General features: G+C 63.9%; 24 protein-coding genes. All 24 read right to left on the minus strand.

The window, feature by feature from the left end:
- Positions 1-8 precede the first annotated feature (8 nt).
- Positions 9-923 carry a dTDP-4-dehydrorhamnose reductase gene (rfbD, locus tag HRL41_RS01370; RefSeq protein WP_253904631.1) on the minus strand — a complete coding sequence of 305 codons (915 nt, stop codon included), beginning with the start codon at positions 921-923 and terminating at the stop codon, positions 9-11.
- A gap of 14 nt (positions 924-937) precedes the next feature.
- Positions 938-1,840: a glucose-1-phosphate thymidylyltransferase RfbA gene (rfbA, locus tag HRL41_RS01375; protein WP_172135181.1), complete on the minus strand. Its 903-nt coding sequence runs from the start codon at positions 1,838-1,840 to the stop codon at positions 938-940.
- A gap of 42 nt (positions 1,841-1,882) precedes the next feature.
- Positions 1,883-3,007, minus strand: a complete 1,125-nt coding sequence (locus HRL41_RS01380; protein WP_172135182.1) for an EpsG family protein — start codon at positions 3,005-3,007, stop codon at positions 1,883-1,885.
- Between the two features lie 47 nt (positions 3,008-3,054).
- Positions 3,055-3,969 (minus strand): glycosyltransferase, encoded by a 915-nt coding sequence (locus HRL41_RS01385; RefSeq protein ID WP_253904632.1) that lies wholly within the window; start codon positions 3,967-3,969, stop codon positions 3,055-3,057.
- Positions 3,970-4,116: 147 nt separating this feature from the next.
- Entirely contained in the window at positions 4,117-5,250 is a 1,134-nt protein-coding gene (locus HRL41_RS01390; protein WP_172135184.1) for a glycosyltransferase, read from the minus strand.
- On the minus strand, positions 5,247-6,428 hold the full coding sequence (gene wecB / locus HRL41_RS01395) for a non-hydrolyzing UDP-N-acetylglucosamine 2-epimerase (RefSeq protein ID WP_172135185.1): 1,182 nt from the start codon (positions 6,426-6,428) through the stop codon (positions 5,247-5,249). Before wecB ends, HRL41_RS01390 begins: the two co-directional genes overlap by 4 nt.
- 4 nt (positions 6,429-6,432) lie before the next feature.
- Entirely contained in the window at positions 6,433-7,629 is a 1,197-nt protein-coding gene (locus HRL41_RS01400) for an NAD-dependent epimerase/dehydratase family protein (RefSeq protein ID WP_172135186.1), read from the minus strand.
- A gap of 1 nt (position 7,630) precedes the next feature.
- Positions 7,631-8,689 carry a polysaccharide biosynthesis protein gene (locus HRL41_RS01405; RefSeq protein WP_172135187.1) on the minus strand — a complete coding sequence of 353 codons (1,059 nt, stop codon included), beginning with the start codon at positions 8,687-8,689 and terminating at the stop codon, positions 7,631-7,633.
- Positions 8,682-9,887 carry a glycosyltransferase family 4 protein gene (locus HRL41_RS01410; RefSeq protein WP_172135188.1) on the minus strand — a complete coding sequence of 402 codons (1,206 nt, stop codon included), beginning with the start codon at positions 9,885-9,887 and terminating at the stop codon, positions 8,682-8,684. Before HRL41_RS01410 ends, HRL41_RS01405 begins: the two co-directional genes overlap by 8 nt.
- A complete protein-coding gene (locus HRL41_RS01415; protein WP_371808775.1) occupies positions 9,884-10,576 on the minus strand; it encodes a sugar transferase in 693 nt (230 codons plus the stop codon). The genes HRL41_RS01410 and HRL41_RS01415 overlap by 4 nt, the downstream gene beginning before the upstream one ends.
- Positions 10,577-11,827, minus strand: a complete 1,251-nt coding sequence (locus tag HRL41_RS01420; protein ID WP_172135189.1) for a DegT/DnrJ/EryC1/StrS aminotransferase family protein — start codon at positions 11,825-11,827, stop codon at positions 10,577-10,579.
- A complete protein-coding gene (locus HRL41_RS01425; RefSeq protein WP_216662450.1) occupies positions 11,811-13,688 on the minus strand; it encodes a nucleoside-diphosphate sugar epimerase/dehydratase in 1,878 nt (625 codons plus the stop codon). Before HRL41_RS01425 ends, HRL41_RS01420 begins: the two co-directional genes overlap by 17 nt.
- A gap of 148 nt (positions 13,689-13,836) precedes the next feature.
- On the minus strand, positions 13,837-14,532 hold the full coding sequence (locus HRL41_RS01430) for a transcription termination/antitermination NusG family protein (RefSeq protein ID WP_172135190.1): 696 nt from the start codon (positions 14,530-14,532) through the stop codon (positions 13,837-13,839).
- A 111-nt stretch (positions 14,533-14,643) separates the two neighbouring features.
- Positions 14,644-15,315 carry a transcription termination/antitermination NusG family protein gene (locus HRL41_RS01435; protein ID WP_172135191.1) on the minus strand — a complete coding sequence of 224 codons (672 nt, stop codon included), beginning with the start codon at positions 15,313-15,315 and terminating at the stop codon, positions 14,644-14,646.
- A gap of 372 nt (positions 15,316-15,687) precedes the next feature.
- A complete protein-coding gene (gene pstB, locus HRL41_RS01440; protein ID WP_172135207.1) occupies positions 15,688-16,428 on the minus strand; it encodes a phosphate ABC transporter ATP-binding protein PstB in 741 nt (246 codons plus the stop codon).
- 124 nt (positions 16,429-16,552) lie between these two features.
- Positions 16,553-17,497, minus strand: coding sequence for a phosphate ABC transporter permease PstA (pstA, locus tag HRL41_RS01445; RefSeq protein WP_216662451.1), 945 nt, complete (start codon positions 17,495-17,497; stop codon positions 16,553-16,555).
- Positions 17,497-18,357, minus strand: a complete 861-nt coding sequence (gene pstC, locus HRL41_RS01450; RefSeq protein WP_172135192.1) for a phosphate ABC transporter permease subunit PstC — start codon at positions 18,355-18,357, stop codon at positions 17,497-17,499. The genes pstA and pstC overlap by 1 nt, the downstream gene beginning before the upstream one ends.
- A 290-nt stretch (positions 18,358-18,647) precedes the next feature.
- Complete coding sequence (locus tag HRL41_RS01455) at positions 18,648-19,568, minus strand: substrate-binding domain-containing protein (RefSeq protein WP_172135193.1); 921 nt, start codon at positions 19,566-19,568, stop codon at positions 18,648-18,650.
- Between the two features lie 366 nt (positions 19,569-19,934).
- On the minus strand, positions 19,935-22,184 hold the full coding sequence (locus HRL41_RS01460) for a hypothetical protein (RefSeq protein WP_172135194.1): 2,250 nt from the start codon (positions 22,182-22,184) through the stop codon (positions 19,935-19,937).
- A gap of 183 nt (positions 22,185-22,367) precedes the next feature.
- The gene (locus HRL41_RS01465; protein WP_172135195.1) at positions 22,368-23,162 is read right to left on the minus strand and encodes a mechanosensitive ion channel family protein; all 795 of its coding nucleotides are present in this window, start codon (positions 23,160-23,162) and stop codon (positions 22,368-22,370) included.
- Positions 23,163-23,180: 18 nt separating this feature from the next.
- Positions 23,181-23,717, minus strand: coding sequence for an anaerobic ribonucleoside-triphosphate reductase activating protein (nrdG, locus tag HRL41_RS01470; protein ID WP_172135196.1), 537 nt, complete (start codon positions 23,715-23,717; stop codon positions 23,181-23,183).
- 1 nt (position 23,718) lies between these two features.
- On the minus strand, positions 23,719-26,052 hold the full coding sequence (locus tag HRL41_RS01475; protein WP_172135197.1) for an anaerobic ribonucleoside triphosphate reductase: 2,334 nt from the start codon (positions 26,050-26,052) through the stop codon (positions 23,719-23,721).
- Positions 26,053-26,503: 451 nt separating this feature from the next.
- Positions 26,504-26,785 (minus strand): hypothetical protein, encoded by a 282-nt coding sequence (locus tag HRL41_RS01480; RefSeq protein WP_172135198.1) that lies wholly within the window; start codon positions 26,783-26,785, stop codon positions 26,504-26,506.
- Between the two features lie 2 nt (positions 26,786-26,787).
- Positions 26,788-26,976 (minus strand): hypothetical protein (locus HRL41_RS01485; RefSeq protein ID WP_216662452.1); only part of this gene is annotated, 189 nt, incomplete at its 5' end.

Here is a 26,976-nt window from a genome sequence, read left to right on the forward strand (position 1 = left end):
GTCCCCTCCTATCTCGAAAGCTCGTCGAACCTGGCGACGTAGGCGGCGAGCGCCTCGCGCCAGGGGCGCATCTCGTCGCCGACCGCGTCGGCCAGCCTCCCGTTGCGCAGCGCGCTGAAGCGCGGGCGGTCGGCGGAGGCGGGGTTCATGCGCTTGTACTCCTCGGACGTGACCCGGACCACCTCGCAGGGAAGCCCGAAGCCCTCCATGACCGCCTCGGCGAGGTCGGCCCAGGAGCAGGTGCCGCCGCCCGTCATGTGGTAGGTGCCGTACCCCTCGGTGAGGGCCACCTTCAGGATCTCGTGGGCCAGGTCGTTGGCGTGCGTGGGGTTGCCCAGCTGGTCGCACACCACCGACACCTCCTCGCGCTCCATGCCCAGGCGCCGCATGGTCTTCACGAAGTTGCGCCCCACGTAGCCGTAGAGCCAGGCCGTGCGCACGACGAACGTGCGGGGGTTGGCGGCGAGCGCCAGCTCCTCGCCGGCGAGCTTCGTGCGCCCGTAGGCGCTGATCGGCCCCGTCGGGTCGGACTCCGCGCGCTCGCCGGGCGCGTCCCCCGAGAACACGTAGTCGGTCGACACCTGGACGAGCTTGGCGCCCTGGCGCGCGCTCGCGCGGGCCAGGGCCTCAGGCCCCAGCGCGTTCACCCGGTACGCCCCCTCCTCGTCCGCCTCGCAGCCGTCCACGTTCGTGGCGGCGGCGCAGTTCACGACGAGGTCGTAGGCATGGCCCGCGAACCACGCGTCCACGGCGGCCGCGTCCGCTATGTCGAGCTCCCCGTAGTCGACGAAGTCGGCCCGCGCGCCCGCGTACTCGGGCGGGACGGGGCCGACCTCGGCCTCCATGGTCGCGAGGCAGCGCCTGATCTCGCTGCCGAGCTGGCCGTTGCATCCGGTGACGAGGATCCTCATGGGCTCAGACATCCTTCCCCCCTCCCCTACGCGTGGTCGGCGCCGGGGACGAGCCCGCCCTCGGCGACCTTCTTGAGGAACCTGCCGTACTCGGACTTGCCGCAGCGCTCAGCCGCGGCGAGCAGGTCCCCCCTCGTGATCCAGCCGTTCTCGTAGGCGATCTCCTCCACGACCGAGACGGGGAGCCCCTGGCTCCTCTGCACGGCGCGGACGAACTCGCCCGCCTCGAACAGCGACTCCATGGTGCCGGTGTCGAGCCACGCGTAGCCGCGCCCGAGGGTCACCACCGAGAGGCTGCCGTCCTCAAGGTACATGCGGTTGAGGTCGGTGATCTCGAGCTCGCCGCGGGCGGAGGGCACCACCTGCTTGGCGAGCTCGCACACGCGCGAGTCGTAGAAGTACAGGCCCGTGACGGCGTAGCTCGACTTGGGGTTCTCCGGCTTCTCCTCGATGGACACCGCGTTGAAGCCCTCGTCGAACTCCACCACGCCGAATCTCTCGGGGTCGTCGACGTGGTAGCCGAACACGGTGGCGCCGCCCCCGGACTCGGCGCGCTCGACGGCGCGGCGCAGGTGGCGCTTGAGGCCGCTGCCGTAGAACACGTTGTCGCCGAGCACGAGCGCGCAGGGCCCGCCGGCTATGAACTCCTCGCCGATGAGGAAGGCCTGCGCGAGGCCGTCGGGCGAGGGCTGCTCGGCGTAGGAGAGCCTGATCCCGAACTGCGAGCCGTCCCCGAGGAGGCCCTCGAAGTTCGGCAGGTCGTGCGGAGTCGAGATGACGAGGACGTCGCGTATGCCCGCCATCATCAGCACCGACAGCGGGTAGTACACCATCGGCTTGTCGTACACGGGCAGAAGCTGCTTGCTCGTGACCGTGGTGAGCGGGTACAGGCGCGTGCCCGAGCCCCCCGCGAGTATTATGCCCTTCATGAGTTGCCTCTTGTTTCGCCATCTGGAAGACGCATTCGTGAATCAACTCCACAAAAGGTTGTTCGTCAACTCGGGAGCCACCACGAGGTCAAGAACGGGGTAATAGACAAGAAATACGGTTCCAATCATCCAAACCGAAAAGGCAAGAACTAGGAAAGTCCTGCCTCGGTCAGAGAGGCTCTCTCTTTGCTCAAATAGCATAATGGCGAAGTAGATGAAGAATAATATGCTTGCGCTGCGAATAGGCCGGTAAAAGTTTTGGATTGAAAGCGGGATGAAGGCTGCGATAGGAAGAAACGAGTAGACTGCGCTATCGAAAAAGGACAAGAACCGCGCCGCCGCATCGTCTTGACCCTCTTGAGCGTGACCTTCTCCACAACGCACGACGGAAAGAGTCGGACGATCCGCCTTCTCGAAAACCTCCGCAGTATAGGACTGGGTTATGTAGACTATGAAAACCTGCAGTCCGACGGAAATAAGATACGGTATAGAGCCAAAGCGGCTCATTTGCGCAAAATAAGCTTCGGCCTTTATCGAATCAGTGAGGCCCGATAGCACAGCTTGGGCGATTCCTGTATACACAAGCAAAAAGATAACAACCGTTATTGCAAACGAAACCCGAGCTGATCTTCCCCTGCCGAGCAACCCCACAAGAAGGAACGTGAACAGCACTGATGCGGGATGAACAGAGTACGCTAGAAGCATCGCAATCGCATACTTCAAGGCGAAAAACCTCACCCTGTCTATCAAGAAGCGTAGAGCAAACAGAGCGATCGCGGCAGAAATGAAGAATTTGAACTGAACCACATCGTAAAGAAAAGGAAGAAGCAAGTAGAGCGACAGGACTATTGCGCCATTTCTTGTGTATCGATTGACGAACCACGCAATGAGCAAAAGTGCCACTGTGCTCATCATCATTCTGTATTGGAGAAAATCGAAGCCAAGAGCCCATGCTACTCTCTCTGACAGTACGTAGCCTGGGTTCAATCCACTCCATTCTTCGATCCTGAATTCATAGAAGTACTCGTAACCGGCAAAATCTGCATTTGACGTATTGAACGCCATGATCAACCAGCAAGCAGTCAAAACAAAGAATCGAGCGAAGCGCGAGCGATGCCCAACGACTCCCGCCAAAGCTGCGGCAAAGAAAAGAAGATACCCAGTCATCGCAGTGTGCAACCATTCCCTCTTATAGTGTGATTTGACACAAAGCGCTATCTCCGAGGGATTTTGAGGTTCTTGAATACAAGGCACCAGAGGTCGCAATAGTAGTTTTTACGAGACGCGTAGCAATCAGAGAAAGAACAGAGTCTCAACCAGTCAAAAAAGCTCCTATGCGCGATCATGCGCTGCCTGAGCTCCAAAGCCCTTTCGGCGCGATCCAGCGTAGAAGCACTTTGATTCGAAAAAGGAGCGTCGCCAGCCCGTCGAAGCACCGCGCGGAGCAGCGAGAGCAGCCTTTCAAGACGATCTAGTTCATCCATTAGTTCACTTCGCCCCTTCTTTCTCTGCGCAGATGCACAATTCTCATGTCTTCGAAAGATAACTGAGACTTCGTTTAGGACAAACAGGGTCCCCATCATCTTGCTCACGGAATAGAGAATTGCATCATGAGGCAAAGACACATCCCAATCATGTTGGATTTTTTGAAAGAGAGTTTTCTTTACCATGTAAGTACAGCCAGGCTGTGATGTAATGCCAAATCTGCAATTCAACGTGGGGTGACAAACAGATCCGTCGCAGTCTGGATACTCGATCTCGCCTCGGCCCTCATAATGAAAAGCAGGCAATGATGACACGACCGTCGCTTCAGGATGCCGCTTAAACACATCAGCCAGCATCTCGATATGAGTTGGCAGCCAAATGTCATCCTGATCAGCAAGGCAAACGTAATCGCACGTCACCTGTTCTAACAACTGATAGAAGTTGCGTTTCCACCCAATATTGGAAGAATTGACCGTCAATCGCCAGGAGCCTAGAGAATGTCGCTTGATATAGTCAGAAACATACTCCGCGCTTCCGTCCGTTGAGCAATCATCGCATATTAGAACCTCATCAGGAACCACGGTTTGATTTCTCAGGGAATCCAGCTGTTCACCTAAATACGCTAGGCCATTATATGTCGCCATTACAACACTAATACCCAAAATAACCCCCCCCCGCAACTTTTCCAGACCTTGCAGCTGTTCATGGCCTATCGGCAACACGATTTTCGGAAAGGCCTGTTCATCAGAATCCGAGCAAACTCCACGTCTTCATATCCGCAGAGCGAACTTTCATTTATCGAAATTCTTTACCGCCAACAGGACATCCGAGTAGCGAGAACGCAACGAATCGTAGTTCGCCGCATGGTCAAAATAGCGAATGGCGCACGATCTGCGACCGGCACTCGCAAACCCATCCTCGTCAATCAGCCCCTGAAGTTCGCCCATGAATTTGCTCTTCATATCAAGGGGGATCGCACGCCCGGCAGCCTCAAATCCCTCGAACGTCCAAGGGGTCTGATCGCTTGTAAGCACTGGGCAACCAACGGAGAGCGATTCCGCTATTACATGCCCATAGTTCTCGCTTTGCGTCGGAAAAAGAAACACGTCATGCTCGGCAAATATAGCATGAGAGCCGCCCTGACCAACATATCCGCAATAGTTCGCCTTGATGTTGCTTGGCAAAGTCGAAATCAAGCTCTTACATTTTTCGTAATACGAAGCGTCCTCAACTGGCCCATAGATATTGAATTCAACGCTCCCACAAAGCCCGGGGAGGCAGCTCAACGCATAGTACAAATTTTTTTTCGGAACAATGCGAGATAAATAGGCGATCTTGATTTCACCCACTCGCTTTTTGCTTCGCTGACTGAGTTTCTTCGGCTTCGAAGGAACATTAGTCAAAGCGAAAGCTTTTGCACTCTCTCCAAAGTATCTCTTGATTCCCATCAACTCATCATCGCTCGTGAACTGAAAGGATACGTTTCTAATCAAGCCAGCTGCCCTCAATAGCCCTATATAGGGTATTTTTTTATATTTTTTCCGCATTGCACCCGGACACAGTTCTCCTCTAGGGGCCAGCAAAACAGGAACGTTGCGCAGCTTCGCTATGGACAAGCACGGAAGTACGCAATCTGCAAACAAGCTTTGCAGATACAGAATATCAGGCTTTATCTCATCAAGAGCCGCCAAGAAGCTATCCTTCGAGTAGTTTTCATCAGATAAATATTTTACAAAACAATTTCCTTTGTCGTTCCACCCGGCGCTAATCCCCGTATAGGGGAGAGTCTCCCCCATGTCGTGATTTTTTGCAACAACATAGCACTCGCAGTTATCCATAAGACTGCAGAAGTTATTAATACTTATCGGAGGTCCTCCGTACTTCACACCTGGGAGAAATCCGCTAGTTACAATCAATACTTTCACTGAGCACCCTTGCCCTTCCTCCACACCATCTTGTTGACCACGCCGGTGTAGGACTGGATTATCTTGACCACCTTGTCGGACACGTCCTCGTCGGCGTAGTCGGGGACCGGGGCCGCGTGCAGGCCGTCGCGCTCCATGGCGACGGCGAGCTCGACCGCCTGAAGGAGGCCCCGCTCGTCGATGCCGGAGAGCACGAAGCACGCCTTATCGAGCGCCTCGGGGCGCTCGGTGGAGGTACGGATGCACACCGCGGGGAAGGGCTGGCCCACGCTCGCGAAGAAGGCCGACTCCTCGGGCAGGGTGCCTGAGTCGGACACCACGCAGAAGGCATTCGCCTGCAGGCAGTTGTAGTCGTGGAACCCGAGCGGCTCGTGCATGCGCACGCGGGGGTCGAGCTCGAAGCCGCTGGCCTCCAGGCGCTTTCGGCTCCTCGGGTGGCAGGAGTAGAGGACGGGCACGTCGTACTCGGCGGCCATCTTGTTGATTGCGCCGAACAGGCTCCCGAAGTTGGCGGGCGTGTCGATGTTCTCCTCGCGGTGGGCGGAGAGCAGGATGTACTTGCCCTTCTCGAGGCCGAGCCTCGCGTGGACGTCGCTCGCGTTGATCTTGCCCAGGTTCCCATGGAGCACCTCAGCCATGGGGCTTCCCGTCACGTAGGTGCGCTCGGGGGCGCAGCCGGCGTCCTTGAGGTAGCGCCTGGCGTGCTCTGAGTAGGCGAGGTTCACGTCGGAGATGACGTCGACGATGCGGCGGTTAGTCTCCTCCGGCAGGCACTCGTCCTTGCAGCGGTTGCCCGCCTCCATGTGGAAGATCGGGATGTGGAGCCTCTTGGCGCCGATGACAGAGAGGCAGCTGTTGGTGTCGCCCAGGACCAGGACCGCGTCGGGCTTGACCTCGGCCATGAGCCTGTAGCTCCTGGCGATGATGTTGCCCACGGTCTCGCCGAGGTCATCCCCCACCGCGTCGAGGTAGACGTCGGGGTCGCCCAGCTCCAGGTCATGGAAGAACACGCCGTTCAGGCTGTAGTCGTAGTTCTGCCCCGTGTGGGCGAGCAGGGTGTCGAAGTACCTGCGGCACTTCTTGATGACCTCGGACAGGCGGATGACCTCGGGGCGCGTGCCCACGACGATCAGCAGCTTGAGCCTGCCGTCGCGCTTGAAGCTCACGTCGTAAGCCATGTCTCTAGACCTCCTCGAAGTAGGTGTCGGGACGCGCCGGATCGAAGGCCTCGTTGCAGGCCATGACCGTGACCAGGTCCTCGGTGTCGGAGAGGTTGGTTATGCTGTGGGTCCAGCCCGGGATCATGTGGACGGCCTCTATTTGCTCGCCCGTCACCTCGAACTCTATCGTTTGGTTCGTATTGACGTTGCGCTCGCGTATTAGCGCACGTCCCTTAACCACGATAAAGAGCTCCCATTTGGAGTTGTGCCAATGCTGGCCCTTGGTGACGCCGGGCTTGGATATGTTGATAGATACCTGACCGCAATCTTGCGTGTGAACAAGCTCGGTAAAGCTCCCCCGCTCGTCAATGTTCATACGTAAGGGGTACTTGAACTTGTCTGTGGGCAGATAAGTAAGGTAGAGGCTATAGAGCTTCTTCTCGAAGGAGCCCTCCGGCATGGACGGCATCATGAGCGTCTCGGGCTGAGTCCTGAACTCCTGCAACAACTCGATGATACGCCCCAACGTTACTTTGTGAGTAGTCGGCACGTAGCAGTAGCGCCCTGTGTCAGAAGGAATGACCTCTAATCCTTCGTATTCACAGCGTTGCTCTTTGCCTTCCAACAGATCAAACATGCCCTGTACGAGGTCATCAACGTAGAGAAGCTCGAGTTTCGTATTGGGGTCATTAACCGTATAAGGTTCATCGTTGGCTATTGCCCAGCAAAACGTTGAGACGGCTGAATTGTAGTTAGGACGAGAATGCCCCATGAGATTAGGAAAGCGATAGACGGCTACCTTGGCGCCGGTTTCCTTTGCGTAGTCGAAGAACAGCTCTTCTCCGGCCCTCTTGCTCTTGCCATAATCGCTCTCCCCGAAACGGCCAGACAGCGTCGCCTGGATACTGGAGGAAAGCATGATGGGTGCCTTGTTGCGAGCTGCTCTAAGCTCACCAAGCAACTCGCCCGCGAACCCGAAGTTGCCCTCCATGAAGTCGGCCGGATCCTCGGGGCGATTCACACCAGCAAGGTTGAATACGAAGTCGCACTCCCGGCAGTACCTTTTGAGATCTTCCGGCGTCGAGTCCAGGTCGTATTCGAAGACCTCGTCGATCTTCAAGTTGGGCCGCGTGCGGTCCTTGCCATCACGTATGTTGCGCAGGCTATTGCAGAGCGCCGTGCCGACCATGCCCTTTGCGCCGGTTACGAGGATCCTCATGCTACTGCACCGCCTCGTGCTCGCGGCCCTGTAGGGCAAGTTGGACGTACTCCGCAGTCTTGATCTTCTCAACCGTACCGGCTACGTCAAGCCTTGTTGTGTTGTGTGAGGTGTAGGCCTCTGTCGCCATCGTCTTAACCTCACCGTCCACCACGAACTTGTCGTAGTTGAGATCACGAGTATCAGCATGTACGCGATAGTAGTTACCCATATCTTCTGCACGAAGTCGCTCCTCGCAGGTCATCAGGGTTTCATAGAGTTTCTCACCATGACGGGTGCCTATGATCTGCGTTCCGGTATGCCCGAATACTTCTTGGACTGCTTCAGCCAAGTCCGCAATGGTAGAAGCTGGGGCTTTTTGGATGAAAAGATCTCCAGGGTTGGCATGTTCAAAGGCAAAACAAACCAGATCTACTGCCTCATCTAAGTTCATCAAAAAGCGTGTCATATGAGGGTCAGTTACCGTAAGTGGCATACCCTTACGAATGCGGTCGATGAACAGCGGGATAACGCTACCGCGCGAGCACATGACATTGCCGTAACGCGTGCAGCAGATGGTCGTACGCCCTGCACCATTACGAGCATTCGCGTGGATGATCGACTCCATCATCGCCTTGGACTTGCCCATGGCGTTGATGGGGTATGCCGCCTTGTCGGTTGACAAGCACACCACACGCTCGACCCCCTCCGCTATGGCGGCGTGCAGCACGTTGTCGGTGCCGATCACGTTAGTGCGCACTGCCTCCATGGGGAAGAACTCGCAGGATGGCACTTGCTTGAGCGCTGCCGCATGAAATACGTAATCGACCCCGCGCATGGCATCCCGAACCGACTGCGAGTCGCGAACGTCCCCGATAAGAAAACGCACCTTTCGTGCTGCTTCGGGGCTCACCCTCTGCAGCCTGTGCCTCATGTCATCCTGCTTCTTCTCGTCGCGAGAGAAGATGCGAATCTCGCCGATATTGGAATCAAGGAAGTGCTTGAGCACCGTTGAGCCGAAGCTTCCCGTCCCGCCAGTGATCATCAGGGTCTTGCCCTTGAACGCGTCGCTGCTAATCATTCACATGCTCCATAATCAACCTATAGGAACGCTCCGCTGTGCAGTTGCCCTCGAAGTACCGGCAGCCCGCCGCCCCCATCCGCCTCAGCTCCTCGGAGGAGAGGCTCTCGCACACCTCGAGGAACCGGGCCTCGTCAATGCTGCCGACCCTCACGCCGAACCCCTCGACCTCGGCCAGCGTCCCCACGTCACTCACGTCGTCCGTCGCCGCGACGTAGGGTATCCCCGCCTGCAGATAGGACAGGCTGCGGGAGGGGAAGTTGGGGATGGTGAAACGATGGTCAAGCAAGACTACCCCGCAGTCGGAGGCCCGCAGGAGGGAGTCGAAGTCCTCCCGCGGCAGGAGGGGGAGCAGCCTCGATCTCTCCGGCCTCTCCTCCTCGAAGTACTCCTCGAGCAGGTGCCGCTCGGTCCCGGCGCCTGCGACGGCGAAGAAGACGCCGCCCCTCTCCTCGTTAAGTCTCAGGACTCGGACGAGAAAGTCGATGGCCTGCGGCTTTCCGAGGTTGCCGCCGTACGTGAAGAGGCGGGCGTCGGCGGGGATGCCGAACCGCTCCCGCAGGACAACCTTGTCGACGTCGGGCATGTCCCGGGGGATCAGGCTGTTGGGGTTGACCTCGACCTTCTCGGCGTCGATCCAAGGCTCGTGCTCGACGAGGTAGCGGCGGTTCGCCTCGGACATGCAGCCGATGAAGTCGGAGGCCTCGTAGGTCCTCCGCTCAGTGCGCTTGAAGTACCGGTAGGCCAGGCCCCTCAGCCCCCTCTCCGACAGCATCCCCAGGTCGAGGGAGTTCTGCGGGAAGATGTCCTTGAGCAGGAGGTACGTCATGGCGCCGTGCTCGCGCTTCAGCTTCCCGACCAGCCCGCCCAAGGTGGTGGGCGGCGTCGGGTACAAGATGAGGTCGAAGTGAACCCCCGCGAAGTGCCTCTCGATCGCCGACAGGTACTGCCTCTCGAGCCTCAGCTGCGAGATCCCCTTCTCCACCAGGCCGCACTTCTGGAGGTTGCCGGTGCGCACGCGCAGGACCTTCACTCCCTCGACGTCTTCGCATTTTGTAGGAAGGTCAGCTCCTTGCTCCTGCGGGTTCACCGCATATACGGCGTGCCCGTGGTCTCTGAACGTCTTAAGCAGGTCGCCGTAGATGCCCTGGCTCTTCAGGTCGCCGATGCCCGCGATGCTCAGGAACAGGACGTTCATGCCGCCTCGCCCTGCTTTCCCTCTTCGGGCGCACCCGCGAACCTCTCCATGGTCGCAGAGGTCTCGCTGCTGATGCCGGAGCGACGGAGGAGGATCTTGAACGTGGCGATGAACACCTTCAGGTCCATGGCGAAGGTGCAGTTGTCCACGTACTCGAGGTCGTACCTGAACTTGTCCTCCCATTTGATGGCGTTGCGGCCGTTGACCTGGGCCCAGCCAGTCAGCCCGGGGCGGACGTCGTGGCGATGGCGCTGCTCCTCGCTGTAGAGGGGCAGGTACGACACCAGGAGCGGCCGCGGCCCGACGAGGCTCATATCGCCCCTGAGGATGTTCACGAGCTCCGGCAGCTCGTCCAGGCTCGTGGAGCGCAGGGCGCGCCCGAAGGGCGTCAGGCGCTCCTCGTCCGGGAGCAGCTCGCCGTCCTCGCCGCGCGCGTCGGTCATGGTCCGGAACTTGTAGAGCTCGAATATGCGCTCCTGCCCCGTGGCCGGGTCCACCATGCCGGGCCTCCTCTGCCTGAAGACGACCGGGCTGCCGAGCCTCGCGCGGACCAGCAGCGCGGTCACGCCGAACACGGGAGCGAGGAGGACGAGCGCCGCGGCGGAGAGCACGACGTCGAGCGCCCGCTTGACGCGGCGCTCGTAGAGGCCCTCAGGCATCCTCGGCTCTACGGGGGGAAGCGCCGCCACCTACCCGAAGCACCTCCTCACGACCTCGATGACAACGTCCTGCTGCCCGGGCGTCATCTTCACGTCGGAGGGCAGGCACACGCCGCGGCGGAACAGGTCGGCGCCCACGTCGGGGGCGCGGCCGTCGCCGGCGTAGGCGTTCGTGCGGGCGCGCCCGTCGCCCTCGCGGGTGACGAAGGGGTGGTTGCGGTAGACGGGCTGCAGGTGCATGGGCTTCCACACCGGTCGCCCCTCGGCGTTCACGGAGGCCAGCGCGTCGAGTATCTCGTGCGGGCAGGACCTGCCCGGCTCGGGCGCGTAGAGCACGTCGCGCTCGCCGCGCACCTGCCGGCACATGGCCTCCTCGTCGATGAGCAGGCAGGAGAGCCAGAAGTTCGGCTCGGAGGCCTCCGCGTCGTAGGGGTTCATGGACGCGGGCAGGCCCGCCAGGCCCTCCCGGTAGCGCTCGTAGATCTCCCTCTTGCGGGCCACGTGCTCACCCAGGTGCGGCATCTGGCCGCGCACCACGCCGGCGACCACGTTGCTCATGCGGTAGTTGTAGCCGAGCTCCTCGTGCTGGTACCAGGGCGCCGCCTCGCGCGCCTGGGTGGACCACTTGCGGGCCTTGGCCGCCGCCCCCTCGTCGTCCGTGAGCAGCATGCCGCCCGCGGAGCCCGTGATGACCTTGTTGCCGTTGAAGCTCACGACGCCGAGGTCGCCGAGGGACCCCGTCTGGCGGCCCCGGTAGGACGCGCCCAGGGACTCGGCGGCGTCCTCCACGACCACGGCGCCGTGCGCGCGGGCGACGGACAGGATCTCGTCCATCCTGGCGGGGACGCCGTAGAGGTGGGCCACCACGACCACCTTGGCCCGCGGGTGCAGCCCGAAGGCGCGCTCGAGGGCCTCAGGGTCCATGTTCCAGGTGCCGGGCTCGGAGTCCACGAACACCGGGACCCCGCCCTCGTAGGCCACGGGGTTCACCGTGGCGTCGAAGGTCAGGTCGCTGCAGAGCACCTCGTCGCCGGGCCTCACCCCGGCGAGCTTCACGGCCAAATGGAGCGCCGCGGTGCCGCTCGAGAGGGCCACGGCGCAACGGGCGCCCACCTCCTCGCGCACGAGGCGCTCGACCTCGTCGATGTTCGCGCCCACGGTCGACATCCAGTTCGTCTCGTAGGCCTCCGTCACGTAGCGCAGCTCCTCGCCGTGCATAGTCGGCGACGAGAGCCACAGCCTCTCGCCGAAGGGGGTGATGTCATCAAGGCCGCGCAGCATGCGAGCCCTCCTTGTCGTCTCTTAAGTCCGGATGGTACGTCGGCACGGCCTCGGCCAGCGCCCGCCTGACGTCGTCGTTGGTGCCGCCGAGGGACGCGCGAAGGATCTCGAGGCGCCGCCCCACGTCGCCCACCTCGGGGCGGGCCGCGGTCAGCACCGTGATGCGCCCGTCGGAGGTGGGGCGCGCCTCCTCGGCGCCCATGCGCAGCTCCTCGTACATCTTCTCCCCGGGGCGCAGGCCCGTCTCGACGATATCCACGTCGCGCCCGGGCACGAGCCCCGAGAGCCTCACCAGGTTCTCCGCGAGGTCCCATATGCGCACAGGCTCGCCCATGTCGAGCACGAAGATCTCGCCGCCCTTGGCGAGCGCGCCCGCGGTGATCACGAGGCGGGAGGCCTCGGGGATGGTCATGAAGTAGCGCGTGATGTCGCGGTGGGTGACCGTGACGGGCCCTCCCTCCCTGAGCTGGCGCTTGAACAGCGGGATGACGCTCCCGTGGCTCCCCAGCACGTTGCCGAAGCGCACCGCGGCGAACACGGTGTCCGACATGGCGGCGTAGCGCTGCACGACCATCTCGCACATGCGCTTGGTGGCCCCCATGACGTTGGCGGGGTTCACGGCCTTGTCGGTCGACACGAGCACGAAGTGGGTGCACCCCCTCTCGTGGGCCATGCGCGCCACGTTGAGCGTGCCGAGGACGTTGTTCTCCACCGCCTCGCGGGCGTTGGCCTCCATGAGGGGCACGTGCTTGTGGGCCGCGGCGTGGAACACCACGTCGGGCGCATGCTCCCCGAAGCACTTCTCGAGCGCGGGCAAATGGGTGATCGAGCCGATCTCGACGGACAAGCCCACCCCCGCCTCCTCGCAGCGGCCCCTGATCTCGTGGTAGAGCTCGTAGGTCGTGTTCTCGTACACGTCGAGCAGGATGATCTCGGCGGGGCGGGCGGGCAGCAGCTGCCGGGCGATCTCGCTGCCGATCGATCCGCCGCCTCCCGTCACGAGCACGCGCCTGCCCGTGACGTAGCCCACCTGCCCGAGGTCGAGCGCGACCTCGTCGCGGGCGAGCAGGTCCGCGATCTCCACCTCGCGGATCGGGGCGGGGGCGTCGGGCGTCGCGACGTCCAGCTCGTAGGGGACCATCATCGTCCTGACGCCGGTGCCCGCGCACACGTCGTATATGCGCCCGCGCTGCGAGCGGGTGGCGTTGGGGATCGAGATCACGAGCTGCTCGACCCCCAGCTCACCGCAGAGCTCGGGGATGCGGTCGCAGGTCCCCAGCACCCTCACCCCGTGCACGTGGCGGCCGACCTTGGCCGGGTCGTCGTCGACCAGCCCGACCGGGAGGCCCGGCATGCTGCGGTCGCCGGCCAGCATGCGCTTGACGACGATGCTGCCGTTCTCGCCGGCGCCCACCACGAGCGTGCGCGGCGAGCCCTCCGGCCCGGCGGCGGCCCCGCCCCCGGCCCCCGCCGCTATCCGGGCGGCGAAGCGGGAGGCCCCGCACGCGACGAGCATGAACAGCCACGCGAACAGGTAGGAGCGGACCCAGAGCCGCTCGCCGAACAGCAGCGCGGCGGCCAGGTCGCCCGCGAGCGACGCCGCCGTGACCGCGAGCACGACCCGCACGAGCTCGTCGACGGAGGCGTACCTCCAGATCGTCGTGTACATGCGGAACGCCGCGAGCACGAGCACGTAGACGAGCGCGAGCAGCGCGACGTGCCACCCGAAGGCGCTCATCCCGAGGATCTCCCCCTCGAGGTGCATGCCCCACGCGCCCACGACGAAGGCGGCGTAGACGGACATGACGTCGAGCACGACCAGCGGCAGCGCCCTCAGGAGCGTGTCGAGCCTCGCGCTCACGCCGCCCCCCGGCCGCCCGCCCCCGGGGCGCGCCCCGCGCTCCGCTGGGTCCGCTGGGTCAATTGACCCAGCGAGCGGCTGCACGGGCAGGTGAATGCAGTGGGCGCGTCTTTCGCGCTCGCCGCCGCAACGTCTCCGCCGCCTGCTACTATTTCGCTTTCTGCTTCTTCTTGCACGCTTTTCTCTTCGTGATTATCTTGATGCCCAGCTGGGCTTTTATCTTCTTGCCATGGGCCTCGATCTCGAGGTAGGCCACCTTCCTGCGGTGGTTCACCTTCTGGATGACGGCCTCGCGACCCGCGAGCGGGCCGCTCGTTATGTGGAGCTTGCCGTCCTCGACATAGCCCTCGGACATCGCCACCGCGCTTCTGCCGCGCTGGGTCTGCTCCTCGAGCCATCGGACGCTCTGCTCCGAAAGGGGAACTGCCACGTTGTCTTGCCGCACCACACGCACGAAGCCGCGCGTCCTTCTCAGCGCGCGGACCAGCGCGTCGGGGTCGCGCGCAATCGCCACCAGATAGCCCGGCATGAGCACTTCCTCGCCGGGAAGCCACTTGCCTTCGCGCTTCACGCCCACGCGGGCCTTCGGCACGAAGACCTCCTCCGCGACCGGCAGTCCCTCGGGCCGCCTGCCCTCGGCCTCCGCCCGCTCGCGCATGGCCTTCTCCTCGAGCTTCACCGCCTCCGCGATCAGCTCGCGCGCATGGTCCTCGCGACCTGCCATCACCTGCACGACGTACCACGGCACGCCGCGCACGGGAAACGCATGGCGGCGGGAAGCGGCGTCTGGCTGAGCCGCCTCCGCAAGCCCTTCGCTCAGCTGAGACGAATTCAGGACACGCATAGCTCCGCCATCCATCCTTCCTGGTCGGTCCGACAACGTGTTCGTTCCCCTGATGCCAACGCGCGCCGAGCGCGGCGCCGTTCACAGCAGCAAGGTATGCTGCAGCCGCCCTTACGTGCGGCTGGTTATGGCCAGCGCCGCGCGCAGCAGCACCGGCCGATCGGGCATGTTCACCTCCACGAAGGCGAGCGCCTTGTGGCGGTTCAGCTTGCGGATGCGCCCCTCGAAGCCGCGAAGCGGCCCCTCGGACACCCGCACCTGGTCACGCTCGATGACGCCCGCGCTCGGACGCAGCGTGCGCCGGCCGTCGAGAACTGACTCGAACCAGCCCTGCTCGTCCGCGGTGAGCGGCACGTACGTCGTACGCTGCTGCCCGATGAGGCGTGCCGGAAAGGAAAGGGAGCTCAGCCGCCGGTCGAGCCCGCGCGGGCTGTCTGAGACGGCGAACACGTAGCCGGGGTACAGGAGCCGCTCGACCGTGACCCACTCGCCCTGCCGCTTCTGCAGCAGCTGGACCTTGGGGACGAAGCAGTCGCGCAGGAGCTCTTCGCTGACCAGGCTCTTCAGGTCATGAGCTGCGGCTTCCTCGCGGCCCTCGTGCACACGCGCCACGTACCAGCACGCCGGCCCTATGGGACCTCCTTTGCCCGCACGTGAGGCAGACGGACCGCGCTGGGAGGCCTCGCGCACGCCCGAAGGCGAACGACGACCTGCGCGCGCACGCGTCTCGCCTCGCGAGACGGAGTGCGCTGCAACCTCTGCCGCATATGTGCTCGTGGCCATGCGTCCTCCGCCTTCGTGCCCGCAAAAAGGCCGAGCGCTCTGGCATGGCGTCAACCCGCAAGCTCGAAGCCGCAAAAGGTACACTTTTTGAGAGCTCCTGACTTGCAGCTTGGCGGGATGCCGTATTAGCGCCCGACCTGCCCTTTCTTCCAAACTCAGCCAGTATAACCCTCCCCTGACAAATAGTGTACCTTTTGAGAGCAGGGAGCGTCTTCGATTGCCCGAAAGACGCGTCTGATGTCACCATCGCCAACCCGCTCAAGATGATTGTGAAGAAAATAAGAAGGCCGAGGGGCCCTGACAAAAACTGCGTCAGGGGCCCCTCGGCCGTTGCCTATATGAGGGAGGGAAAGCCCCTCCCCTTCGTCTCTCTTACCCGAAGCGGCCGGCCACGTAGTCGGCGGTGCGGGGGTCGCTCGGGGTCGTGAAGATGGTGTCGGTGTCGCCCGCCTCGACCATCTCGCCGAGCAGGAAGAACGCCGTCTTGTCGGACACGCGCAGAGCCTGCAGCATGTTGTGCGTCACCATGATCACGGTGTAGCTCTTCTTGAGCTCGGCCACCAGCTCCTCGATCTTCGCCGTGGAGATGGGGTCGAGCGCGCTCGTGGACTCGTCCATGAGCAGCACCTCGGGGCGCACCGCGAGCGCACGCGCGATGCACAGGCGCTGCTGCTGGCCGCCCGAGAGGCCGAGCGCGTTCTTCTTCAGGCGGTCCTTCAGCTCGTCCCAGATGGCGGCGTCGCGCAGGCTCTGCTCCACGATCTCGTCGAGCTCGGCGCGCTTCTTGATGCCGTGCGTGCGCGGGCCGAACGCCACGTTGTCGTACACGCTCATGGGGAAGGGGTTGGGCTGCTGGAACACCATGCCCACGCGGCGGCGGAGGTCGTTCACCTCGACGTCGCGGTACGCGTCAGACCCGTCGAGCATGATGGAGCCCTCGACGCGGCAGCCCTCCACCAGGTCGTTCATGCGGTTCAGGCTCTTCAGCAGCGTCGACTTGCCGCAGCCGGACGGGCCGATGAGGGCCGTCACCTGGTTCTCCGGGAACGTGAGGCTCACGTCCTTGAGCGCGTGGAACTCCTTGTAGTACAGGTTGAGGTCGCTCACGACCATCTTGTTCGCCGCGGGAGCCGCGCCGCCCGCAGCGCCTGCGCCGGCAGCCGCGCCTGCGCTCGGCACAACCGTCGTCCTCGTTGCGCCTGCTGCCTCGCGCGTCGTCACGCGCTCCATCGTCCCGCTAGTCATTGCCGCTTCCTTTCCTCATCTTCTTGGCAGCGAAGGTCGCCGCCGCGTTCAGAATTACCACGACCACCAGCAGCACAACCGCGGTCGCATACGTCTCGTTCACGTGCAGGCCCTCGCTGGCCAGCACGTACATGTGCACCGCAAGCGTGCGGCACGAGTCAAACACCGCCATCGCGCCGCCGGCCGCGAAGTCGGGGATCTGCGCGATGGTGCCCGCCGTGAACAGCAGCGCGGCCACCTCGCCCACGCAGCGGCCGAGGGCCAGGATCACGCCGCCCAGGATGCCGGGCACCGCGCTCGGCAGCACGCAGCGGAACACCGTGCGCAGCCGGCCCGCGCCCAGACCGAAGCCGCCCTCGCGGTACGCGTCAGGCACGGCGATCAGCGCCTCCTCCGTGGTGCGCATCACCACGGGCAGCACCATGATGGCCAGCGTGCACGCGCCCGACAGAAGCGACAGGTTCCAGCGCAGCGCCGTCACGAAGAACAGCATGCCGAACAGGCCGTAGATGATCGACGGGATGCCCTGGAGGGTCTCGGTGGTGGTGCGCACGATGCTCACGAAGCGCGAGCCGCGCGGCGCGTACTCCACCAGGTAGATGGCGCTTCCCACGCCGACGGGCACCGCCATCACCAGCGCGAGCGCCGCCATCATCAGCGTGCTGACGAGCGCCGGCATGAGCGACACGTTGTCAGAGGTGTACGTCCACTCGAACAGGCTGGGCGTGAGGTAGGGCACGCCGTTCACCAGGATGTAGCCCACCAGGAAGGCCAGCACGGCCGCGGTGGCCGCCGCGCCCAGGTACACGAGCCCTCGCAGCAGCGAGCTCACCATGCGCCGACGGCGCGCGACCTCGGCCTCGCGCACGGCCCACTCCGGGCCCGTGATGCGCGACGCCGCGTTGAGCTGCGCCGCCGTCATATCCCAAGGAGCCATCATCGCGCCTCGCCTCGCTTCTTAATCACGTTGAACAGCATCGTTATCAGCAGGATGAACACGAACAGCACCACGCCCGTGGCGATGAGCGCGCCGCGGTGGAGGTCGGCGGCGTAGCCCATCTCGAGCACGATGTTCGCCGTCATGGTGCGCACGCCGTCGAAGATGGAGCCGGGGATCACCGCTTGGTTTCCTGCGACCATGATGACGGCCATCGTCTCGCCGATCGCACGGCCCACGCCGAGCACGATGGCGGCCATGATGCCCGAGGCGGCCGCGGGGACCACCACGCGGAACACCGAGTGCTCGTGGTCAGCGCCGAGCGCCAGCGCGCCCTCGTAGTACTTCTGCGGCACGGCGTCGAGCGCGCTCTGCGCCACGGTGATGATGGTGGGCAGGATCATGATGCCCAGAAGCAGCGCCGCCGCCAGAAGCGAGAGGCCGCGCCCGGGCAGGTAGTCGCGGATGAGCGGCACGATGACCACCAGGCCGAAGAAGCCGTACACGACGCTCGGGATGCCTGCGAGCAGCTCGACGCCGGGCTTGAGCGCGGCCGCCACGCGCCCGCTCGCGAAGCGCGAGAGGAACACGGCGCACAGAAAGCCCGCGGGAACGCCCACCAGCATGGCGCCCGCCGTCACGTAGATGGAGCCGATGATCATGGGGAAGATGCCGTACAGGTCGTTCGCCGGACGCCACGTGGTTCCGAGGAGGAACTCGGGGATTCCGATCTGCGCCATGGCGGGCAGGCCGTTCGCGAACAAGAACACGCAGATCAGAGCTACGGCCAGCACCGAAACGGCCGCTGCGCCCACGAAGAGCGCTCGCGCAAACCCCTCCTTCACAGCAGATTGAGACATGATTTCCTTTCGTTCGATGTGCTGAAGCCCTAGACGGTTCTGAGAGCCCGCCCCTCATCAGGGAGCAAGGAGGCCCTTTGGTTCGAGAGCCTGCCCCGGCAGGGGCGCAGGGCGAAGAAACGACAGAGGGCGGGGGATGTCCCGCGCGCCCTCGCTGCTTCCGGAGGCCCGCCCCGCCAGGGTGCCTAGACGCGAAGCCCTGGCAGAGATGGAGAGGGGCGGGCAAGAGCAAGACTCAGGGGCAGGCCGCCGGGAATCGGCCTGCCCCCACTCACAGGGGAGAGCTGTTGCTAGGCGATCTCGGACCAGTCGGTGATCTCGCCGGTGTAGATCTTCATGACCTGCTCGGAGGTGAGCTCGTCGATGGTGGAGTCAGGGGAGACCACCACGGCGATGCCGTCCTGGGCGATGACCGTGGCCACGACGCCCTTGGCGGTCTCGGAGTCCTTGAGCTCACGGGACGCCATGCCGATGTCGCAGGTGCCCTCGGTCGCCATGTTCACGCCGGTGGTGGAGTCGGACTGCTGCACCTCGACGGTCACGTCAGGGTTGACCGCCTTGTAAGCCTCGGCGAGCTTCTCCATGACCGGGGTCACGGAAGAGGAGCCGGCCACGACGACCTTGCCGGAGATGCCGCTGGCGGTGTAGGCCGCCGCGCCGTCGGCCACGGCGATGTAGCCCGCGTCCTCGACGACCTTCTGGCCGTCAGCGCTCATGATGAACGTCATGAAGTCCTGCGCCACGGCGGAGAGCTCGGACTTCGTCACCACGTTGAAGGGACGGGCGATCTTGTACTCGCCGCTCTTCACGTTGGCGGCCGACGCCTCGGCGCCGTCGATCTTGAGCGCCTTCACGGTGTCGTTCAGCGAGCCGAGCGAGATGTAGCCGATGCCGTTCGGGTCACCGGCAACCGACGTCATCATGACGGAGGTGGAGTTGGTGATGGCGGCGGAGGGGGTGGTCATGTCAACCTTGGTGCCCGAAGCGTCCTTCTGCTCGATGCCGAACAGCTCGATGAACGCGCCGCGCGTGCCAGAGCCGTCCTCGCGCGAGTACACCGAGATCTCGCCCGACGCGGCGCTGCCGCTGGCGGACGAGGCCGAGCTGTCGCTGGAGCTGGAGCTTCCGCTGTCGGAGCTGCAGCCCGTGATGGCGAATGCGCCGAGCGCCAGCGCGGCGACGAGCGCGATTCCCAAAATACGTTTCTTCACGTTCTTTCCCTTTCATCTTCGTGCGGCGCCGAGCCCCATGCCCGCTGCCGCATCGCGCGCCAAGGCACGCGATCTGAAACCTGCAAGCACCATGATCGGGGGGCGCGATCAAAAAAAGGTCAGGCAAAAGGAAAGCCCAGGTAAAGGCTGGCGTAAGAAATGTAAAGTTTGGGAAGCGAAAAACAGGAGAGCCGCTGCCCGGCTGCGGGCGGCGGCTCTGATCTGACGTGCTGTTTCTCGTGCGCTGGCGGCTTTGCGGGCCAGCTGCGCTGCCGCTTGAGGCAGCCACGCGGGGTTGCGCTGCGCCTCTTAGGCCGGTTGCGCGGGGTTGCGCTGCGCCTCTTAGGGCGGCGGCGCTACCTCAGGTTACCGCGTGCTGCGCCTGCGAAAAGCGGCGACGACGCACACGGCGGCGGCGGCAAGCGCCACGGCGAAGGCCGCGAGGGCAGCCACGGACACGGGGTCGCCCGTCTTGGCGAGCGCCATGGCGGCAGGCTTCTTCGCGTCAGCGGGCTGGTCGGTCGCAGGCTGGTCGGTCGTAGGGCCGGCGGGCTGACCGCCGGCGTCAGGGCCTGCGGGCTGGCCGCCAGGCACGACGGGCTGCCCGCCAGGCGCAACGTCCTCGTAGGCGAGCGCATAGGTGGAGAAGAGGTCGGTCTCGAAGGTGGCGAAGCCGTCCTTGACGGTTGTGGCAAGCCTCTCCGCCTTGCCGTCGTGGACGCGGACCACGTAGAACGTGCGGCCGTCCTTCACGAGGTCGGCCGGGATGGCGACCGTGAACTTGACGGGCTCGTCCAGCTTGTTGATGACGCCGATCTCCTTGTTCCCGGCCTTCAGGATGACGGACAGGTCGAGGTACTGGGCTATCTCGCCGCCCTCAGTGACGACGGCTGCGACCTTGTCCTTGTCGCCTGCGGAAACATCCTCGGGCAGGACGGGCGTGGCCTCGACGACCACGTCGATGGTCTGGCCGGCCTGGACCGCCTGCTGAACGGCCTCGTAGGTCTCCGCGCTCACGACGCCCTCCTTGACGAGCTCAGCCTCCGCGGCAGGCTTCCCGATGTCGCCTATCGCAGCCTCGACCACGGAGCTCGCAGTGCTCGCGGCAACCTCTGCGGCGGCAGTCTCCTCAGTGGCGTCAACGTCACCCTCGCCCTCGACGGACACGGGCACGTAGGTCGGGTCGACGGCGGCACACACGGAGCACGCGCCCTCGACGAACTTGTGAGGCTCAGCCTCGCCCACCTTCACGTCGCAGACGTCGCAGAGAGCCCAATGAGAAGCCCAGTCAGAGCCCCACTTGCCACCCTCGGTCTTGTGGCCTGCGGCGGGAACTACGGTGCCTTCCAGCGTTACCTCCTGCGTGCAGGCTTCGTCGCTGTAATACTTACCGCAGATCGAGCAATGCCAGTAGGCGATGTTGCCCGCCTCCGTGCAGGTTGCCTTCTTCTCGTCCGTCTTGACGGCGCGGTGCGTCGCCGTCACCTGGCCTCCGTTCTCCACGGCCTTGCCGTTGACCGTGATGGCAGCGCCCGTGCTGTTGGTGATCTGCACGCCTTCCGCGACGGTAATGTCCGCAGCATGCTGGTAGAACGTCAGGGCGTCTCCGGCTACCGCGCCTTCCACGAAAGCCGTCGCGCCAGCTCCCACTTTATATAACGCAGCTTTCTGCACGACGGGGATGCTGGCCTCGACGTAGCCCACCGGGCTGTCGGCGAAGGTACCTCCGGTAATTTTCACCAATTCCGTCGCCGTAACATCGCCGAGCTTTCCGACGAGGGCAGCAGTGTTCGTCCCTTCGAAATATCCGCCGGCTACATGCACCTGGCCAGCAGTCGTGTCGCTGGTATACCGCTTTCCTGCCACGATAGGAACTTTCTTAGACGTTACGGCAGCCTGCGAGCTAGCAGGAAACTCGACTACAGCCATATGCCTCGAGACGACACCATAGGTACCTGCGTTGAACACGCCCCCGTTCACCGTGGTAGTCCCACTCGTAACGCTGATGGCGCTGCAGTTGCTCTCGAACGTGCCTCCGTTTATGACGGTTTCCACCCCCGCCACGGCGGAGCCGATCACGCCAGTTGTCGAATTGCTTTCGTGTATCTGCGCCTCAAAAGTGCCGCTCTCGATGGTGAGCTTCCTCTGGTTGATGACAGCCCCAAACGCAGCTTTGTCATTGGAGCTTGTGTCCATGAAGATCTTGCCTCTGCCGGCTGAGTCCCTGATGGTCAGGTTGCAGCCAGACTGGACGGCTATCGTAGTTGAGCTGATGGTACGGCCGTTCAGGTCCAGCACCATCACGTCATCCGGGGCCGCCAACACGTCACCGAATGTAATCGGCTGCTTTCCGTTAGGGAAATTGAAGTTCTTCAAAAGCTTGACCGTGGTGACATCATCGGCCTTCGTGATCTCGATTGCGCCTTCACCCGCCCACGTATTCAACTCCTCTTGCGTGGTGTCTTTCGTGATCGTCCTTCCGGTTGTGGCCGTAGCCGTCTCGCCTGCCGCCCAGGCGCTCTGCGGCAGGGCCGCGCACAACGCGAGCGCGCAGGCTACGAGCAGCGCCGCCAGCCCCAGCGCCAAGAATCCCTTGGCCTTCCGTGTGTTCTCCATTTTCGTGCTCCGTTTTCTGCGCCGACGTGCCAGGCGCACTCGACTCCCCATCAAACGCGTCGACAGCAATCTCCTGCTGTCTCTGCTTTCAATATAGGGCGCCGCCAAAAACAAAGCAAGCATAATCGAGCGTTTTTTCGTAATGAACGATCTACATTTATAGAAATTTGAGGAGAAATACTCTTAGCTTGCGTGCACGAAGGGGGCGATGGCTCGCAGGGCGGCGTCCTTGGCGAAGACGGCCTGGGCGGAGTCGGCTATAGTGAGGGTGAGGGTCCCCCGGTAGCCGTAGTCGGTCACCTCCGTGAATACGGTGCGGGCGGGCTTCTCCACCTCGCACACCTGCGCCACGGCGGCGCCGGCCGCCTGCTCCATGTCAGAGGCGATGCGCTCGAGGCTCTCGCCGGCCGCCGTCACCACCACGGGGATGACGATCACCGACACGGGGCGCAGCTTCACGAGCGCCGTCTTGTTGATGACCGAGTTCGGCACCACGATGCGCTCGCCCACGGCGTTCTCGATGGTGGTGTGCCGCCACGTGACGTCGCGCACGATGCCGCGCTGGCCGCCCACGTCGATGTGGTCGCCCGGCTCCACGAGCCCGGTGATGCTCACCTGCAGGCCGCCGATCAGGTTCGCCAGCGTGTCTTGGAAGCCGAGCGAGATGGCGATGCCGCCGATGCCGAGCGCCGTCACGGCCGCGCTCACGTCCACGTTGAAGCAGCTCGACAGCACCACGCTCGCGCCGACGCACCAGACCACCACGCGCGCGATGTTGATGAAGATGCTCGACGAGGGCAGAGGCGAGCTGTCGTGGCTCAGCAGGTGCCGCAGGAACTTCGTGACCACATGCGCGAGCACGGCCGTGAACACCGCCGCCAGCACCACCGTGATCAGCGTGCTCAGCCACTCCACTCCCACGATGCCCTGTATGAAGTCGTGCAGGCCCTCAGTCTGCTCCTCGGGGTTAAGCTCCATGATGACTGGTCACCTCCGCTACCACGAGGGGGGCTTCTGGGGGACGAAGCTCGGAGGCTCCCACGTGACCACCCGGCCCGCGGCGCGCGTGGCCGCGACGTCGATCAGGCGCTGGTTGGACGAGCCGCACCACTTGAGGGAGAGCGACTTGCGCGCCTGCACGAAGGGGCCGTCCACCAGCACGTCGACGTTGTCCAAGAGCTCGCGCACGGCGGCTTCATGCTCGGCGAGGCGCACCAGGTCCTCGTAGAGGTAGCCGGTGTACGCCCAGACGCCGTAGCCCTCCCCCTTCAGCTGGCGCGCCAGGTGCGCGCAGGCCGCCGCCTGCTCGAACGGCTCCCCGCCCGACAGCGTCACGTCGTGCACCAGGCCGTTCGCGCGGATGTCGGCCAGCACCGCGTCGGTGGTGGTGAGCGTGCCGCCCTCGCGCGGCTGGCTCTCGGGGTTGTGGCATCCCGGGCAGGCGTGCGAGCAGCCCTGCACGAACACGGCATAGCGCAGCCCCGGCCCATCCACGATGGAGTCCGGGACCGCGCCGTAAAGGTTGATGTCCATGCTACCGCTGCGTGGGGATGGCGTGCTTCACGCGGTCGTGCTCTTCGGCGCGCTTGGCGTCGTTGAAGCGGTCGAGCGTGCCCACCAGGTAGCCCGTGATGCGGCGGATGCGCTCGAAGGGCTGGTTGTGCTCGTCCTCGGTGCGGCCGCACTTGGGGCACACGTCCTCGATGATGCCGTTGTAGCCGCACACCGGGTCGCGGTCGACCGGGTGGTTCACGCTGCCGTAGCCCATGCCGCAGTCCTTCATGTAGCGGATGACGCTCTCGAACGCCTCGAGGTTCTCGGTCGGGTCGCCGTCGAGCTCGATGTAGCTGATGTGCCCGCCGTTGGTGAGCGCGTGGTAGGGCGCCTCGATGGCGATCTTGTCAAACGCGTTGATGTCGTAGTACACCGGCACGTGGAAGCCGTTGGTGTAGTAGTCGCGGTCGGTCACGCCGGGGATCACGCCGTAGCGCTCGCGGTCGATGCGCACGAAGCGGCCGGACAGGCCCTCGGCCGGCGTGGCGATGAGCGTGTAGTTCATGCCGCGCTCGCGCGAGATGCGGTCGCAGTAGGAGCGCATGTGCCCGATGATCTCCAAGCCCAGGCGCTGCGCCTCGGCCGACTCGCCGTGGTGCTTGCCGGTGAGCGCCACCAGGCACTCGGCCAGGCCGATGAAGCCCGTGGTCAGCGTGCCGTGCTTCAGAACCTCGCGCTGCGTGTCGGTGGGCTTGAGCTTCTCGGAGTCGATCCACACGCCCTGCCCCATCAAAAACGGCGCGTTGTACACATGCTTGCGCGCCTGGATCTCGAAGCGCTCGTCAAGCTGCCCGGTGACCAGGCTGAGCTTGGAGTCGAGCAGGTCGAAGAACAGGTCGAGGTCCCCCTTGGCGCGGATGGCCAGGCGCGGCAGGTTGATCGACGTGAAGCTCAGGTTGCCGCGGCCGGGCGTGACCTCGCGCTCGGGGTCGAACACGTTGCCCATGACGCGCGTGCGGCAGCCCATGTAGGCGATCTCCGTCTCGGGCGTGCCCTTGTAGTACTGCGCGTTGAACGGCGCGTCGAGGAAGCTGAAGTTGGGGAACAGGCGCTTCGCCGAGCAGTGCATGGCCAGCTTGAACAGGTCGTAGTTCGGGTCCTCGGGGTTGTAGTTCACGCCCTCCTTCACGCGGAAGATCTGCACGGGGAAGATGGGCGTCTCGCCGGAGCCGAGGCCCTCCTCGGTGGCGAGCAGCATGTTGCGGATGACCATGCGGCCCTCGGGGCTGGTGTCCATGCCGTAGTTCACCGAGCTGAACGGCGTCTGCGCGCCAGCGCGGGAGTGCATGGTGTTCAGGTTGTGCACGAGCGCCTCCATGGCCTGGAAGGTCTGGCGGTCGGTGTCGCGCGTGGCGTTCTTCAGGGCGTAGGCGATGACCTTCTCGGCCACCTCGGCGCTCACGCCCGCGGCCTCGAGCTCGCCCATGACGCCGGCGCGGAACTCCGGGTCCATGTCGAGGCTGGCCACGACGCCCGTGGCCTCCTCGACGCGCGCGAGCATGGCCTCCGCGAACGCGCGGTCGTCCTCGACGTCGGTCAGCAGGTCGATGCCCTCGGCGACGTGCTTCTTGAACAGGCGGCGGAACGTCTTGCGCACGCCCACGGCCAGGCCGTAGTCGAAGTCGCACACGCTCTGGCCGCCGTGCTGGTCGTTCTGGTTGGACTGGATGGCGATGCAGGCCAGCGCCGCGTAGCTGGAGATGTCGTTCGGCTCGCGCAGCACGCCGTGGCCCGTGGAGAAGCCGCCCTTGAAGAGCTTCGTCAGCTCGATCTGGCAGCACGTGGTGGTGAGCGTGTAGAAGTCCATGTCGTGGATGTGGATGTCGCCCTCGCGGTGCGCCTTGGCGTAGCGCGGGTCGATCACGCACATCTCGTAGAACTGCTTGGCCGACTCGCTGCCGTACTTGAGCATGGTGCCCATGGCCGTGTCGGCGTCGATGTTGGCGTTCTCGCGCTTCATGTCGGAGTCAGAGGCCTTCGAGAAGGTGATGTCCTTGAGCGTCTGGATGAGGCGGGAGTTCACGTCGCGCACGCGGTTGCGCTCGGCGCGGTACAGGATGTAGGCCTTGGCGGTCTGGACGAAGCCCGACTCGATGAGCGTCTCCTCCACGAGGTCCTGCACGCCCTCGACCGTGGGCGTGCCCTCGATGGCGCCCGCGTCGAGCTTGGCGACGACCTTCTCGGCGATCTCGTCAGCCACGGCGCGGTCCTGCATGGCAGCGCATGCGCGGAACGCCTTCTCCACCGCCTCGGCGATCTTCTCCTGGTGGAACTCTGCCGTGCGTCCGTCGCGCTTGATGATGGTCTTTACCATGCGTGCTCTTCCTTTCGTCCTTCGCCGAGTCATCGCGTGCCGCAAGCGTTGCTGCGTGCGCTGCCGCAAGCGTTGCCGCGTGCGTTTGCGCAAGCGTTCGCCGTAAGCGTTGCCGCATGCGTTTGCGCAAGCACCGCCGCGAGCGGCCACAAAATAGGGTGCCAGAACCGTGCAGCGCACATTATCCAGACACCCTTGCGTTTCTTCATTCCGACCTGTGGTTTCGCTTGTTCCTTCAACATGCTTTCCACAGCTTTTTCACCTCAGCAAACCACAATATATTGTGTTTTGCTGCTCTCAAACCGCGTATATATAGTACCCGCGCACCAGCCTTCGCGCAAGCGAACGTTTTGTGTTTTTACCAAGCTGAAAACTACAGAAATGTTTTCGGAGGAAGGCTGGAGGGGCGAGCGGGGGGCGGCGGGAAGGCGCCCCGCCTCCCCGCCAGCTGCTAGCTCACCGTGCCGTACACCTGGCCCCAGGCGTGACCCGTGGTGGCGGAGTTCAGCTGGTCGCACAGGCGCAGGCGCGTGTAGTCTCCCGGCGGGAGCAGGCCCACGAGGCGCATGAGCTCGTCCGGCAGGTCGTAGGTCTCGGCGGCGAGCACCACGTCGAGGCGGCGCACCGTGGCGTCCTCGCCTTCGAGGTCCTGGAACAGCGCGTCGACCATGCGCTGGAGGACGCCGTAGAACTCGCTGCGGTCGATGTTGGCGCCGACGTGGTTGCGCGGCATGCCTAGCGCCCCTCGACCTGAGGGCCGTCGGCCTCCACGATCGCCAGGTTGTCGCCGAGCGCCGCGGCCACGCGCTCGCGCGCCCGGGCGATGAAGTCGGCGAGCTCGTCTTCGATGGCGCCGGCGGGGGCGGGGTCAGAGACGGCGGCCGCGGAGGCGCCAGCGGGGGCGCCAGCGGGGGCCGCGCCCTC

It is taken from the genome of Adlercreutzia sp. ZJ473 (assembly GCF_013185065.1).
GTDB lineage: Bacteria > Actinomycetota > Coriobacteriia > Coriobacteriales > Eggerthellaceae > CAAEEV01.